General features: G+C 72.2%; 12 protein-coding genes. 3 read left to right on the top strand and 9 right to left on the bottom strand.

What is annotated here, in order from left to right:
* Nucleotides 1-49: 49 nt before the first annotated feature.
* Nucleotides 50-1,411: an acyltransferase gene (locus tag BMH31_RS08935; RefSeq protein WP_158234923.1), complete on the top strand. Its 1,362-nt coding sequence runs from the start codon at nt 50-52 to the stop codon at nt 1,409-1,411.
* On the opposite strand, the gene BMH31_RS08930 is transcribed toward BMH31_RS08935, so the two are convergent.
* Genes BMH31_RS08930 through BMH31_RS08920 form a run of 3 tightly spaced genes read right to left on the bottom strand, consistent with a single transcriptional unit; the run spans nt 1,375 to nt 4,440 of the window.
* Nucleotides 1,375-2,334, bottom strand: a complete 960-nt coding sequence (locus BMH31_RS08930) for a 1,4-dihydroxy-2-naphthoate polyprenyltransferase (RefSeq protein WP_099722745.1) — start codon at nt 2,332-2,334, stop codon at nt 1,375-1,377. The two genes, BMH31_RS08935 and BMH31_RS08930, sit on opposite strands and share 37 nt — an antisense overlap.
* Nucleotides 2,331-3,605: an AMP-binding protein gene (locus tag BMH31_RS08925; protein ID WP_241898207.1), complete on the bottom strand. Its 1,275-nt coding sequence runs from the start codon at nt 3,603-3,605 to the stop codon at nt 2,331-2,333. The genes BMH31_RS08930 and BMH31_RS08925 overlap by 4 nt, the downstream gene beginning before the upstream one ends.
* A gap of 52 nt (nt 3,606-3,657) precedes the next feature.
* The gene (locus BMH31_RS08920; RefSeq protein ID WP_099722744.1) at nt 3,658-4,440 is read right to left on the bottom strand and encodes an IclR family transcriptional regulator; all 783 of its coding nucleotides are present in this window, start codon (nt 4,438-4,440) and stop codon (nt 3,658-3,660) included.
* Nucleotides 4,441-4,539: 99 nt separating this feature from the next.
* Here BMH31_RS08920 and BMH31_RS08915 point away from each other — a divergent pair, with 99 nt between their 5' ends.
* On the top strand, nt 4,540-6,708 hold the full coding sequence (locus tag BMH31_RS08915) for a malate synthase G (protein ID WP_099722743.1): 2,169 nt from the start codon (nt 4,540-4,542) through the stop codon (nt 6,706-6,708).
* A 19-nt stretch (nt 6,709-6,727) separates the two neighbouring features.
* Here BMH31_RS08915 and BMH31_RS08910 read toward each other — a convergent pair whose 3' ends face one another.
* Nucleotides 6,728-7,669: a 1,4-dihydroxy-2-naphthoyl-CoA synthase gene (locus BMH31_RS08910; RefSeq protein ID WP_099722742.1), complete on the bottom strand. Its 942-nt coding sequence runs from the start codon at nt 7,667-7,669 to the stop codon at nt 6,728-6,730.
* 72 nt (nt 7,670-7,741) lie between these two features.
* Here BMH31_RS08910 and BMH31_RS08905 point away from each other — a divergent pair, with 72 nt between their 5' ends.
* The gene (locus BMH31_RS08905; protein ID WP_099722741.1) at nt 7,742-8,743 is read left to right on the top strand and encodes an o-succinylbenzoate synthase; all 1,002 of its coding nucleotides are present in this window, start codon (nt 7,742-7,744) and stop codon (nt 8,741-8,743) included.
* Between the two features lie 9 nt (nt 8,744-8,752).
* Here the strand turns inward: BMH31_RS08905 and BMH31_RS08900 are convergent, their stop codons facing one another.
* The 5 genes from BMH31_RS08900 to BMH31_RS08880 form a co-directional block, all read right to left on the bottom strand.
* Nucleotides 8,753-9,304, bottom strand: a complete 552-nt coding sequence (locus BMH31_RS08900; protein ID WP_099722740.1) for a hypothetical protein — start codon at nt 9,302-9,304, stop codon at nt 8,753-8,755.
* Nucleotides 9,304-10,578 (bottom strand): signal peptidase I, encoded by a 1,275-nt coding sequence (locus BMH31_RS15405; RefSeq protein ID WP_143469831.1) that lies wholly within the window; start codon nt 10,576-10,578, stop codon nt 9,304-9,306. The genes BMH31_RS08900 and BMH31_RS15405 overlap by 1 nt, the downstream gene beginning before the upstream one ends.
* 10 nt (nt 10,579-10,588) lie before the next feature.
* Nucleotides 10,589-11,266: a SipW-dependent-type signal peptide-containing protein gene (locus BMH31_RS08890; RefSeq protein WP_099722739.1), complete on the bottom strand. Its 678-nt coding sequence runs from the start codon at nt 11,264-11,266 to the stop codon at nt 10,589-10,591.
* 15 nt (nt 11,267-11,281) lie between these two features.
* Complete coding sequence (locus tag BMH31_RS08885) at nt 11,282-11,851, bottom strand: SipW-dependent-type signal peptide-containing protein (protein ID WP_241898206.1); 570 nt, start codon at nt 11,849-11,851, stop codon at nt 11,282-11,284.
* Nucleotides 11,852-11,941: 90 nt separating this feature from the next.
* Nucleotides 11,942-13,672 carry an AMP-binding protein gene (locus BMH31_RS08880; protein ID WP_099722738.1) on the bottom strand — a complete coding sequence of 577 codons (1,731 nt, stop codon included), beginning with the start codon at nt 13,670-13,672 and terminating at the stop codon, nt 11,942-11,944.
* Between the last annotated feature and the right edge of the window lie 40 nt (nt 13,673-13,712).

Here is a 13,712-nt window from a genome sequence, read left to right as displayed (position 1 = left end):
AGACCCTGCGCGGGACCGTTTCTTCCGACCCCATCGGAAGGACCGCCCCATGGCCATCATCGCTCCGGCTCCGCGCACCGCGACCGCCCATCGCATCGCCCGTTCCGCCCCCGCCGCCGCGCCGAGCGGGCGGGACCGCGCCGTGGACCTCGTGCGCGCGGCCTGCCTGCTCGCGGTCGTCGGCGTGCACGCGCTCATGGTGGGTGTGAGCGTCTCGGACGGCACCGTCGTGCTCGAGAACGCGCTCGAACGCTGGGACGGCTTCACCGTGTTCTCGTGGGTCGCGCAGATGATGCCGCTGTTTTTCATCATGGGAGGGTTCGCTTCGGCCCTGCACTCCCGCCGCATGCGCGCACGGGGAGCATCCGCCGCCGGTTACGTCTCCGCGCGACTGCGGCGCCTGCTTCCCGTGCCGCTCCTGGCGGCGGCCGCCACCGCGCTCGCGCTCGCCGGTCTGAGCGCCGCCGGGCTCGACCCCGCGATGGTCGCGACCGCGGGGTGGCGGATCAGCCAGCCGCTGTGGTTCCTCGGGGTCTACGTGCTCTGCTCGGCGCTCGTCCCGCTCACCCTCCGCCTGCACGAGCGCGCCCCTCGCGCGACGCTGCTCGGGCTCGGCCTGGCGATCGGCGCCGTCGACGGCCTGCGCCTGCTGACCGGCGTCGACGCGATCGGCTTCGCGAACCTGCTGCTCGTCTGGGTGTTCGTGCAGCAGCTGGGCTACCGCCTCGCCGACGGCATCGCACCGAGCCCGCGCACCGCGGCGATCGCGATCGGCGGGATCGTCGCCCTGGTCGCGATCGGCGCGTCCCCGGCGAACCTCTTCGAGGCGCTCAACCCGCCCACCGCGGCGCTCGCGCTGCTCGGGATCGCGCAGTGCGCCCTGTTCGCGGCGGTCCGCCCGACGCTCGCGCGCTGGGCCGAGCTGCCCGCGGTCCAGCGGGCATCGGACGCGCTGAACTCGCGCGCGATGACGGTGTACTCCTGGCACATGCCCGTCGTCGTGCTGCTCGCCGGGCTGCTGCTCGTCGGCGGCTCCGCGCTCCCCGTCCCGCTGTCGATCGAGTGGTGGGCGACCCGACCCGCCTGGCTGGTGGCCGCAGGCCTGGCCGTCGCCCCGGTCGTCCTCGCGCTCGCCCGCTTCGAGCGCGGGCCGAAGCGGGCGCCGGTCACCGTGGCCGGGACCGCTGCGGCCCGAGCGGCCGAGCGGTCACCGCTCGCACGTGCCGTGCTCGGCACCGTCGCCGGGGCGGCGGGCGTGCTGACCGTGCTCGTCGGCACGGGAGCGCTCTGGGCCTGGATCGTCGGCGCCGCGCTCATGGGCGCGGGTCTGATCGCCAGCCGCACCGGTAGAGCCCCGGCGACGGGCCGTCCGGTTCAGAAGGCGAAGGCGACGCCGACCAGCACGCCGTAGGCGAGCGCCGCGAAGCTCGTGAGCGCCAGCACCAGCACCAGTTCCTTCGCCGTCTTGGCGAACAGCACGATGACCGCGCAGGGCACCGCGAGGAAGAGCACGAACCAGACGAGCACCATGCCGGGGTCGACCACGACGTAGAGCGCCGGGACCACGAACGGCAGCAGCACGCAGACGACGTAGAGGATCCGCGACGCGCGGTCGCCGATCCGCACCGACAGCGTCTTCTTGCCCGCGAGCGTGTCGGTCGGGATGTCGCGCAGGTTGTTGGCCACGAGCACCGCGACGGCGAACAGCCCGACACCGGCGCCCGCGATCCAGGCCTCCTGCGTCTGCACGTCGGTCTGCAGGTACACCGTGCCGACGGTCGCGACGAGACCGAAGAAGATGAACACCATGAGCTCGCCGAGACCGGCGTAGCCGTAGGGCCGCTTGCCGCCCGTGTAGAACCAGGCGGCGAGGATCGCGACAACGCCGAGCGCCAGGAACCACCAGCGGCCGCTGATGATCACCGCGGCGAGACCCGCGACCGCGGCGAGGCCGAAGAACACGAGCGCGGTGCGCAGCACCCGCTTCGGGTCGACGAGGCCGGAGCCGGTGAGGCGGGCCGGGCCCACCCGGAACGCGTCGGTGCCGCGGATCCCGTCGGAGTAGTCGTTCGCGTAGTTCACGCCGATCTGCAGGAACACCGCGACGGCGAGCGCGAGCAGCGTCAGCGGCAGTGAGAAGCCGCGCACCATGTGGGCGACGCCGGCGCCGGCCGCGACCGGCGCGATCGCGAGCGGCAGCGTGCGCAGACGCGCACCGCCCACCCAGTCCCGCCAGGTGATGGCCGCGCGGTGCCCCTCGCGCTCGAGGCGCTCCGCTGCGGCGCGCACCGCGGGGTTGCCCGAGTGGCGGGGGTCCTTGGCGTGCTGGTTCATGCGTCGTCCTCCTGGCTGTGCGCGGCGGCGCTGCCTGCCGCGCGGGTCTCGGCGAAGCTCGCGCGGAGCCGGCCGATCCACTCGTCGATCGCCCGCAGATCGGGCTTGCCGCCCGGCAGGCGCGGCATGCGGTCGATCTCGGTCGACCACTCGGGGGCGGCCGCCGCGCCCAGCCGTTCGCGGATCACGGCGCGGATCGCGTCGAAGTCGGCGCGCGCGGCACCCGCCGAATCGGCGATCTCGACCACGAGCCCGGGCCGTTCGCCCCACTCGGCGTCGGGCACCCGTACCGCGACGGCGGAGTCCCATCCGGCGTGCTCGCGTGCGATCCGCTCGATCTCGTCGAGCGACACGTTGACGCCGCCCGAGACGAGGACGCGGTCGAGACGACCGGTCACGGTCAGCATGCCGCCGAGCAGTTCGCCGGCGTCCCCCGTGCGGTACCAGCGCGTCGGCACGCCGTCACGGCCGACCTCCTCGGCGAACTTCTCGGCGGTGAGCACCGGGTCCCCGATGTACCCGAGCGCGAGGCTCGGCCCCGCGAGCTGCACCTCCCCGGCACGGATCCGCACCCGGGTGTCGCCGATCTCGACGCCGTCGTACACGCAGCCGCCCGCGGTCTCGGTCATGCCGTAGCTGCGGCGCAGCCGCACGCCGAGAGCGTGGGCGCGACGACGCACCTCGAGGGTCACGGCCTGCCCGCCGACGAGCACGCCGTCGATGGCGCGCAGCCGCTCGGCAGCGTCCGGATCCTGCTCGGCGAGCTCGAGCAACCGCGCGAACTGCACCGGCACGAGCGAGACGTAGCGACGGCCCGTCGAACCGCCGTCGGCCGCGTCGCAGGCGTCGAGGAAGGCGGCGGGGTCGAAGGGGCGGCCGCTCGGGTCGTCGAAGAACACCGGCTCGGTGCCGCACACGATCGACCGGACGAGCATCTGCACGCCCGAGATCAGGTGCGTCGGCAGCGCCACGATCCACTGGCCCGGCCCGCCGAGCCGCTCGTGCGTCGCCTCGGCGCTGGCCCGCAGCGCGGACGCCGACAGCGCGACGGCCTTGGGAATTCCGCTCGACCCCGAGGTCAGGATCACGAGCGCGGTGCCCTCGAGCAGCTCGTTCTCCGGCAGCTGCTGCAGCGCCCCCAGCGCCGCGCTCTCGGAGCCGTCGGGAACGGGGAGCACGGGGGTTCCGCCGTCGAGCGCGTCGGCGAGCGCGGCCAGCAGCCAGGCCCGATCACCGGTGGGGATCGCTCGGATCGGAGCTTTCGAAGTCACACCCTCCAGGATACCGGCCGTCGCAGGATCCGGGCCGAACACCGGAGCCCGTTCAGCCCGCCGAGTCGCCGAGGCTCCGCGCTCCGCGAAGCAACTCGTCGACGGCCGTGCGGACGATGGCGTCCGTCATGCGGGCTGCCGGTCCCGAGATCGAGAGCGCGGCGGGCGGGTGCGCCCCGGGGACCGCGACCGCGATGCAGCGCACCCCGACCTCCTGCTCGCCGTCGTCGATGGAGAAGCCCCGGTGCTGGATCCCGCGGAGATCGGCGAGCAGCGCGTCCACCGTCGTGAGCGTCGTCGGCGTGTACCCGGGCAGGCCGGTGCGCGCCACGATCTCGCGCACCCGCGTCTCCGGCAGGGTCGCGAGCATGGCCTTGCCGACGCCGCTCGCGTGCGGCAGTACGCGGCGCCCGACCTCGGTGAACATGCGCATCCGATGCCGCGACGGCACCTGCGCGATGTATGCGACGTCGTCGCCGTCGAGGATCGCAAGGTTCGCGGTCTCCTGCGCCGCCTCCTCCATACGGACGAGCGTCGCGCGGGCCCGCTCGGCGAGGCGCGGCGTGGCGCGTTCGCCCAGGCCGATGAGTCCGGGGCCCAGCGCGTACGCGCGCGATTCGAGCTGCCGCACGTACCCGAGCCCCTGGAGCGTGCGGAGCAGGCGGTGCGCGGTGGGGACGGCGAGCCCCGTCCGCGATGCGAGTTCGGCCAGCTGCATCGCCCCGTCGTGGGCCGTGACCGCCGCGGCCGCGAGCTCCTCGAGCAGCCCGAAGGCGCGGGCCACCGACTGCACCTGTCCGGACGGACCGGCTCCACTCTGCCCACTGTCGATCATGATTCCACTATACGGAATGCTTACTCCGAATCGTGGATCAAGTCGCTATCGTTGACCGCATCGCCCCGACCCGGAGTCGGCCAGACACAGGAGTCCCGCATGACCGTTCACGCCACCCGCGCAGACCTCTCCGTCGCGGAGCCCATCGCCGCCTTCGCTGAGGAATCCCTCGACCGGCACGGCATTGACCGCGCCGCATTCTGGGCCGGGGTGAGCGACCTCGTGCACGAACTGGCCCCGCGCAACGCCGAACTGCTGCGGGTGCGCGCCGAACTGCAGCAACGGATCGACGACTACCACCGCGCCGCGCCGGGCACCCCGGAGCCGACGGCGTACCGCGCGTTCCTCGCCGAGATCGGCTACCTGCGCCCCGAACCTGCGGCGGTCTCCGCGAGCACCGCCGACGTCGCACCCGAGATCGCCCGGCTCGCCGGCCCCCAGCTCGTCGTGCCGATCCTGAACGCGCGCTTCGCGCTGAACGCGGCCAACGCCCGCTGGGGTTCCCTCTACGACGCGCTCTACGGCACCGATGCGATCCCCCGCGACGGGGACCTGGCCCCGGGTTCCTCCTTCAACACGACGCGCGCCGCCGCCGTCATCGCCCGCGGTCGCGAACTCCTCGACACGGTCGCCCCGCTCGCCTCGGGATCCCACACCGACTCGACGAGCTATTCGGTGCGCGACGGCGCGCTCGCAGTCGCGACCGCCGGCGGCGCGGTCGGCCTCGCGGATCCCGCCGGGTTCGTCGGGTACACGGGTGCACCCGGGGCGCCCGACTCGATCCTGCTCGCGCACCACGGCCTGCACGTGGAGATCCTGATCGATCGCTCCGGCCGCATCGGCACCGGCGATGCCGCCGGGGTGCAGGACATCGTGCTCGAATCGGCGCTCACGACGATCATGGATCTCGAGGACTCCGTCGCCGCGGTCGACGCCGAGGACAAGGCGCTCGGCTACCGCAACTGGCGCGGACTGATGGACGGCTCGCTCGCCGAGCGGATCGAGAAGGGCGGAGAGACCTTCGTCCGCTCGATGAACCCCGACCGCGTCTACACGGCGCCCGGCGGAGGCGAGCTCTCGCTGCCCGGCCGCTCGGTACTGTTCGTGCGCAACGTCGGTCACCTCATGACCGGCGACTCGATCCTGGACCGCGACGGCCGGGAGGTGCCCGAGGGGATCGTCGACGCGATCATGACCGCGCTCGGATCCCTCGACGACCTGCGCGGCGACCGTGCCAACTCGCGTACCGGCTCCGTCTACATCGTGAAGCCCAAGATGCACGGCCCCGACGAGGTCGCGTTCACCGTCGCCCTGTTCTCCCGGGTCGAGGAGCTGCTGGGACTCCCGGAGCGCACCCTCAAGATCGGGATCATGGACGAGGAACGCCGCACCTCCGCGAATCTCGCAGCCTGCATCGCCGAGGCGCAGGATCGGGTCGTCTTCATCAACACCGGCTTCCTCGACCGCACCGGCGACGAAATCCACACCTCCATGCACGCGGGGCCGTTCCTGCCGAAGGCCGCGGTCCGCACCCGTCCCTGGCTCCCCGCGTACGAGGCGCGCAACGTCGAGATCGGCGTCGCCTGCGGCCTGACCGGGCACGCCCAGATCGGCAAGGGCATGTGGGCGATGCCCGACCTCATGCACGACATGCTCGAGCAGAAGATCGGCCACGTGCGCGCGGGCGCCTCGACCGCCTGGGTGCCGTCGCCCACCGCCGGCACGCTGCACGCGATCCACTACCACCTCGCCGACGCCTTCGCCGAGCGGGCTGCGCTGCCCCCGGCGGGTGCCGACAGTCTCGACCGGCTGCTCGACATCCCGCTCGCCGCCCCCTCTGACCTCGACCCCGAGACGGTGCGGGCCGAGCTGGAGAACAACGCGCAGTCGATCCTCGGCTACGTGGTGCGCTGGATCGATCAGGGCATCGGATGCTCGAAGGTGCCCGACATCCACGACGTCGCGCTCATGGAGGATCGCGCCACCCTGCGCATCTCGGCGCAGCTGCTCGCCAACTGGCTGCTGCACGGCGTCATCACCGAGGAGCAGGTGGACGCGGCGCTCGTCGAGTTCGCGGCTGTCGTGGACCGGCAGAACGCCGCCGACCACTCCTACGAACCGCTGCTCGGCGCCGACGGCGCGACGCCGGGGCTCGCGTTCACCGCGGCCCGACGACTGATCGTCGAGGGCGCGGTGCAGCCGAGCGGCTACACCGAGCCGCTGCTGCACGAACTGCGCCGCGCGAAGAAGGCCGAGCAGGCCGCGTAGGCCGCGCCGGCCCGACCGCTCAGTAGTGGTACGGGAACGGCGACCAGTCGGGCTCGCGCTTCTCGAGGAACGAGTCGCGACCCTCGACGGCCTCGTCGGTGCCGTAGGCGAGACGGGTGGTCTCCCCCGCGAACAGCTGCTGCCCGACGAGCCCGTCGTCGACCGCGTTGAAGGCGTACTTCAGCATGCGGATCGCCGTCGGCGACTTGCCGAGGATCTCGCGCGCCCACTCGATCCCGGTGCGCTCGAGCTCGGCGTGCGGCACGACCGCGTTGACGGCCCCCATCTCGTAGGCGCGCTGCGCCGAGTACTCGCGGGCGAGGAAGAACACCTCGCGCGCGTTCTTCTGGCCGATCTGCCGCGCGAAGTAGGCGCTGCCGTAGCCCGCGTCGAACGATCCCACGTCGGCATCGGTCTGCTTGAACCGCGCGTGCTCCTCGCTCGCGATCGACAGGTCGCAGATCACGTTCAGCGAGTGCCCGCCGCCCGCGGCCCATCCGGGCACCAGGGCGATGACGACCTTCGGCATGAAGCGGATGAGCCGCTGCACCTCGAGGATGTGCAGCCGGCCTGCCCGCGCCAGGCCTTCGGGACCCACGCTCGCTTCATCGTCCGAGTACTTGTAGCCGTCGCGACCGCGGATCCGCTGGTCGCCGCCCGAGCAGAACGCCCAGCCGCCGTCCTTCGGGCTCGGCCCGTTACCCGTGAGCAGCACGACGCCGACCCGGGGATTAACGCGGACCCGCTCGAGCGCGTCGTACAGCTCGTCGACGGTGTGCGGACGGAAGGCGTTGCGCACCTCGGGCCGGTCGAAGGCGACGCGGGCGATCCGCCCGTCGCGGCTCAGGTGCGCGGTGATGTCGGTATAGCGCTCCGCGCCGGGAGCGAGCTCCCACTCGGCGGGTTCGAAGATGTCGGAGACCGGGTTCGCTGCTGCACCGGACGCTGCGGGATCACTCATGGCTCAAGCCTACGCAGGCCGCTTGCAATTTGATTGCACTCCGAGCGGATGCGCACCCGCGAGAATGGGGGCATGGAACAGATCCCGCACGTGCCCGTCGACGAGCTCCTCGCCAGCGCTCGCGTGGTCGCGATCCCGACCCGCACCCGGTTCCGGGGCATCGCGGTGCGCGAGGCCGTGCTGTTCGACGCGCCCCTGGGCGCGAGCGAGTTCTCGCCCTTCGTCGAGTACGGCGACGCCGAGGCCGCGCACTGGCTGCGTGCCGCCGTCGATTTCGGCTGGGGCGGCAGCCCGGCACCGCTGCGGGAGTCGATCGACGTCAACGCCACGGTGCCCGCCGTACCCGCCGCTGAAGTGCCCGAAATCCTCGCGCGCTTCCCCGGCTGCCGCACCGCGAAGGTCAAGGTCGCCGAACGGGGTCGATCCCTCGCGGATGACACCGCGCGGGTGCGCGCCGTGCGCGCGGAGATGGGACCCGATGCGCGCGTGCGCGTCGACGCCAACACGGGGTGGAGCGTCGACGAGGCGGTCTTCGCGCTCACCGCGCTCGCCGAGTTCGACCTGGACTATGCAGAGCAGCCCTGCGCCACCGTTCCCGAGCTCGCCGAGGTGCGCCGGCGGCTCGCCGCGAACGGCACCCCGGTCCGCATCGCGGCCGACGAGAGCGTGCGCAAGGCCGAGGATCCGCTCGCGGTGGCCCGCGCCGGTGCCGCCGATCTGCTGATCGTGAAGGCGCAACCGCTCGGCGGAATCGGCCGGGCGCTCGACATCGTGACCGAGGCGGGGCTGCCGGTGGTCGTGTCGAGCGCTCTCGACACCTCGGTCGGCATCTCGATGGGTCTGCACCTCGCCGCGGCGCTCCCCGACGGGATGCTCGCGGGCGCCTGCGGACTCGGCACGGTCGCGCTGCTCGACGGCGATGTGGCCGCCGACCCGCTCCTCCCGATCGACGGCGCGATCGCCGTACGCCGCCCGGACCTCGACGCCGCTGCCCTCGAACGGTTCCGCGCGCCCGTCGAGCGCGAACGCTGGTGGCGGGAGCGGATCGCGCGCTGCGCCGCGCTGCTCGGGTGAGCGGTTGGATCAGAGCGGCGTGCAGCTGGAGCCCAGGAGGAGGCCGAGCAGGGCGACCTTGATCTCGGCTCGAGCCCACCCCGGAGAGACCCAGTGATCGCCGGCGGTTCCCGACACTCCGATGGTCGCAGTTCCTCCGATGAGACTCGCGAGCAGGCCGGTGAGCAATCCGATCGGAATCGTCGCGGTGTAGGTGTCCTGCGTCCCTCCGACGAGGGTCGGGGTCACCGTGACGTTGCCCGTCGTCGGCGTCCCGTTCGCGCCGTTCACGATTCCGATTCGGAAGGATGCGGTCGGCGGGAGAGCCGACTTCCAGGTCAGCGTGATGGATTGCAGGAGCCCGCCCAGGCCCAGGACTCCGTTCAGCGTGCACGTCAGATTGGTTGGGTTCGGCACCGTGCCGGCGGTGATCGTCGTTTTCCCGTTCTCCTGATCCGTCCACGCTGCGGCGACGGGCTGGGGACGCAACACCGTGGGAGTTCCGACCGCGAGCCCGGTGAGCAGGCCGAGCGACAGGATCGCGGCGATCCCCCTGCTCCACCCCGGGTTTCGTCGGCGCATCACTGGGCGATCCCTTCGGCGGAGACGGCATCGCCCGCAGAATCTCGAACCCGACGTCGCGCGAGCAGCGCGATCCCGAGGCCCACAGCGGCGGCGGCCGGTGCCGCAATCAGGCGTGCGGGTTCCCAGCCGGTGCGGGCGAGCGGGCCCTCCCCGCCGATCCCGACCTGTTCGGTATCTTCGCCCGCGTCGGCGCGCAGTGTGAGGCTGCCGCGCGCGAGCGGACCGGCTTCGGCGCCGTCCGCCCCGGCTCCGGGCCGCGGGTCTGCGGTGAGCGCGATCCGCAGGTGCGCATCGAACGGCGTGGCGACCGTGAGCACGCGCGAGAACCGCCCGTCGAGCAGCACCGGTCCATCGGCCCGGAGCAGCTGCTCCCCCGCGCGGCATCCATCCGAGGTCCAGGCCGCCGCGCAGGTCCGCACCTCTGCGCGCAGGCCGAGCGACGAGTCACCCGCCCCGGCGAGCGAGATCGAGAGAGACCCGTCGCCGGGCGCCCGCGATGCGTCGGCGTCCACGTGCCAGTACACCGGACGATCACGGCTCAGCTGCAGCACAGCGTCGGGCGCGAGGTCGGACCTCAGGCTCAGGATGTCCGAGGCGCTCGATGGAGCAGCCACGATCGGAGCAGCGCCGGCCGGAGTCGGGGCCGAGAGGAGCACCGAGCCGCCGGCCCCCAGCACCGCCGCGAGCGCCAGGGCGCCGCTCACCACCGGAGCAGCGGATCGCTTCGTCGACCTCCGATCGCGGTACTCCCGCTCGCGTGGCCAGAACGCCCAGGTGACGAGGATCGCGGCGGCGACGGTGATCCCGCCCATGATCCACGGGCTGCCGAACCAGACGATCACGGTCGCCAGCCCCGGCACCGAACCGATCACGACCCGGGCGTGGGCGATCCGGTAGGGCTCGGGGTCCTCGGTCTGGTTCGCGTCGCCCTTCAGGGTGATCACGCGCTCGCTCGGGTCGCCGTCGGCGGGCGCGACCGAGGTGACGCGGTGGGTCACCGGGAGCTTGCCCGGCCGGTCGACCGTGAGCACGTCGCCGACCTTCGCCTCCGCGGCCGGGATCTCGCGCACCAGCGCGACGGAACCGGTCGGGATCGTCGGCGACATCGATCCGGTCTTGAACATGATGAGCGAGTAGCCGCCCGTGAACGCGAGGATCACGAGCACGATGCACGCGGCGCCCCCGAGCGCCGCGACGGTGAGCAGCGTCTCGCGGACGACGCGTCCCGTCGTCCGCGCCGCCCGCCCCCAGCCCGCGCGTTCCTGAGTCATCGGTGCCCGCTCAGCTCGAGGTTCCCGTGAACGCCCAGGTCGGGGTCACGCTGCCGCCCTGCGCCGTGTTCGCCGCGTTCGTGGGGAGCGTGACCACGACGCAGTAGATCGCGACGGTGGCGGAGTTCGCACCGACGGTCGCCGGGGCGAGCCCGGTCGGCAACGTGCTGATCTTGGTCGCGAGGGAGCCGCCGGTCCAGGTCGGAACGCAGTCGCCCGTCGTCGCGACCGTGCCGATGCGCACCGTGAGCGCGTCGCCGAACGACTTGTTCGGGTCGACGGCCGGGTCGGCGGGTGTCGTCGCGAGCGTGACGCCGGTGAGGTTCACGGTGCCGGCTCCGCTGCCGGCCTTGGTCCGGATCTGGATCCAGGCGGCCTTGCTCGTTCCCGGCATCATGCCGGTCGCCGCGAGCGGGAGCACCGCGGCCGCGGCCGGCGCCGTCGTTTCGGTCCAGCTGCCGCCCGAGACGAGGGATTCCAACGCGAAGGTGCCCGCGGTGAGGGTGGTCTTCGCGTTCTCCTGATCGGTCCAGGCGGCGAGCGTCGCGGTCGCGCCGACGCCCAGCACGAGCGCCCCGGCCATGAGCGCGCGGACTCGGCGGAAGGTCAGGCCGCGTCGGCGCGCGACGAGGTCGAGGCGGCGCGCTCGGCGCGACCGCCCCGACCCGTTCGGCGCAGGCGCAGTCACAGCAGTGCTCCGCACCTACTGCGAGACGGCGTCCCACTGCCAGACGACGGTTCCGGTATCGCCCTGCGCGATGGTGGATCCCGCCGTCACCTGGAGGCAGAGGTTCACCGTGTCGCCGGGAGACATCGTCGTCACCAGAGCGGTGCCGCCCGTGAACGCGCCGGCGTTGCACCCGAAGGTCGTCGTCTGCACCGCGGCGAAGGTCGCCTTGCCGCTGAGCGCACCCGTCACCGTCGGAGTGGCGGGGGTGAGCGTCGCCGGCGACGAGCCGGTGAGCTTGAGCGCGTAGGGCGCGTAGACCACGGCGTTCGGGCTGAGCTTGTCGAAGCCCGTGCTGAAGGTCAACGAGGCCGCACCGCCGGAGCTGGCGTGATCGGCGAAGGTGGTGCCGTCGATGGAGCCCTGGAATACGAAGGTACCCGCCGTCAGGTTGGCCTTCGCGAACTCGGAATCGTTCCACGATGCGAGTGTGACTGCGGCGCCCACGCCGAGCACGAGCCCGCCCGCGAGCAGGGCGCCGATCTTGCGCCGCTTCGCGGCCCGGCGGTCGGTGTCAATGGATTCGGTCTGACTGGAAACGGTCATTGTTTTCCCCCATGCAACTCCGGGGAGCACCGTTGCCACCCGGATTTAGTTGAACGCTACAGTAACGCCCATCCGGTTTCAAGCCCGAAGCTACCCCTTCAGATCGGAAAAGTCACCCTCCCGCCATTCGCCTGCAGGCCGCTCGCCGGCGGCGTGCGCCGCCTCTTCGCGCTGCCGCAGCTCCACGCGACGGATCTTCCCCGAGGTCGTCTTGGGCAGCTCGAAGAACTCGACGCGGCGCACCCGCATGTAGGGCGGCAGGGCGACGCGCGCGTGCGCCAGGATCGCCCGCGCCGTCTCCGCGCTCTCGTCCCAGCCAGCGGCGAGGGCGACATAGGCCTTCGTCACGTTGAGCCGAGTGTCGTCGGGAGCCCCGACGACCGCGGCCTCGGCCACCGCCGCGTGCTCGAGCAGCGCGCTCTCGACCTCGAAGGGGGACACCTTGAAGTCGCTGGACTTGAAGATGTCATCGGTGCGCCCGACGAAGGTGAGCATCCCGTCGGCATCGCGCTGGGCGACGTCGCCCGTGTGGAACAGGCCCCCGCTCGTGGCCTTCGCGGTCGCCTTGTCGTTGCCGAAGTAGCCCGGCATGAGGTTCGTGGGACGCGGCTCCATCGGCAGGCAGATCTCGCCCTCGTCGCCGCGCTCGCCCGTCGCGGGGTTGACGAGCACCACGTCGACCCCGGGCAGGGGCCGACCCATGGCGCCGGGCACCACGGCCTCGCCCGGCATGGTGCCGATCAGCGCGGTGGTCTCGGTCTGGCCGTAGCCGTCGCGGATCTCGAGCCCCCACCACTCGCGGATCCGGGCGATCACCTCGGGGTTCAACGGCTCTCCCGCCGAGACCAGCTCGCGCAGCGCACGGGGCTTCTGGTCGAGCCTCTGCTGGATCAGCATGCGCCACACCGTCGGAGGCGCGCAGAACGAGGTGACGCCGGCCCGGTCGAGCTCGGCGACGAGACGCGCCGGCTCGAAGCGCGCGTAGTTCGCGACGAAGATCGTGGCGCCGACGTGCCACGGACCGAAGAAGCTCGACCAGGCGTGCTTCGCCCACCCCGGTGCGCTGATCACCAGGTGCACGTCACCCGGCCGCACGCCGATCCACGACATGGTGGTGAGGTGGCCCAGCGGATAGCTCGTGTGCGTGTGCACCACGATCTTCGGCAGGCTCGTCGTGCCGCTCGTGAAATAGAGCAGCGCCGGATCATCGCTCGCGGTGGTCTTCGCCACGGGCGCATCGGAGCCGGCGCGAGACTCCTCGAAACGCAGCCAATCGTAGAGGGCCGCACGCTGATCCTGACTTCCCGCGTCGAGGCCCACTCCCACGCCGCGGTAGTCGCCCGGGACCTCGGCGAACTTCACCGCGTCCTCCGGCCCGGCGAAGACGAAGCGCACTCGGCCGCGTTCCACCCGATCCGCGAGCTCGTGCGCGCTCAGGACCACCGAGGTCGGCAGGATCACGACGCCGACCTTCATGGCCGCGAGCATGAGCTCCCAGAGCTCGACCCGGTTGCCGAGCATGAGCATCGCGACGTCGCCCGGGCGCGCACCGATGCGCAGCAGCCAGTTCGCGACCTGATCACTGCGGCGCCGCAGTTCGGCGAAGCTCAGCGCCTGCTCGGTCCCGTCCTCCTCGGCGATCCGCAGCGCGGTCATCTCGTTACCCTCGGCGATCCGGTCGAACACGTCGTGGGCCCAGTTGAACGACGGCCCGACATCGGGCCACCGGAACTCGGAGCGGGCCCGCGCCGGATCCCCCGCCAGGTCGAGCAGCTGATCGCGTGCGGCGAAGAAGGCGGCGGTGGCATCGTTCTCGGTCATAGCGGCTATTCTGCCGCGCGACCCCTGCGCAGCGCAGCAT

Origin of the sequence: Leucobacter sp. OLIS6, from assembly GCF_002752355.1 — a bacterium.
GTDB lineage: Bacteria > Actinomycetota > Actinomycetes > Actinomycetales > Microbacteriaceae > Leucobacter.
This window is presented reverse-complemented; position numbering and strand designations above follow the sequence as displayed.

Coding starts and splice junctions, on each gene's coding strand:
- BMH31_RS08935 (WP_158234923.1), top strand. CDS start 50: ATGGCCATCATCGCTCCGGCTCCGCGCACCGCGACCGCCCATCGCATC.
- BMH31_RS08930 (WP_099722745.1), bottom strand. CDS start 2,334: ATGAACCAGCACGCCAAGGACCCCCGCCACTCGGGCAACCCCGCGGTG.
- BMH31_RS08920 (WP_099722744.1), bottom strand. CDS start 4,440: ATGATCGACAGTGGGCAGAGTGGAGCCGGTCCGTCCGGACAGGTGCAG.
- BMH31_RS08915 (WP_099722743.1), top strand. CDS start 4,540: ATGACCGTTCACGCCACCCGCGCAGACCTCTCCGTCGCGGAGCCCATC.
- BMH31_RS08910 (WP_099722742.1), bottom strand. CDS start 7,669: ATGAGTGATCCCGCAGCGTCCGGTGCAGCAGCGAACCCGGTCTCCGAC.
- BMH31_RS08905 (WP_099722741.1), top strand. CDS start 7,742: ATGGAACAGATCCCGCACGTGCCCGTCGACGAGCTCCTCGCCAGCGCT.
- BMH31_RS08900 (WP_099722740.1), bottom strand. CDS start 9,304: ATGCGCCGACGAAACCCGGGGTGGAGCAGGGGGATCGCCGCGATCCTG.
- BMH31_RS15405 (WP_143469831.1), bottom strand. CDS start 10,578: ATGACTCAGGAACGCGCGGGCTGGGGGCGGGCGGCGCGGACGACGGGA.
- BMH31_RS08885 (WP_241898206.1), bottom strand. CDS start 11,851: ATGACCGTTTCCAGTCAGACCGAATCCATTGACACCGACCGCCGGGCC.
- BMH31_RS08880 (WP_099722738.1), bottom strand. CDS start 13,672: ATGACCGAGAACGATGCCACCGCCGCCTTCTTCGCCGCACGCGATCAG.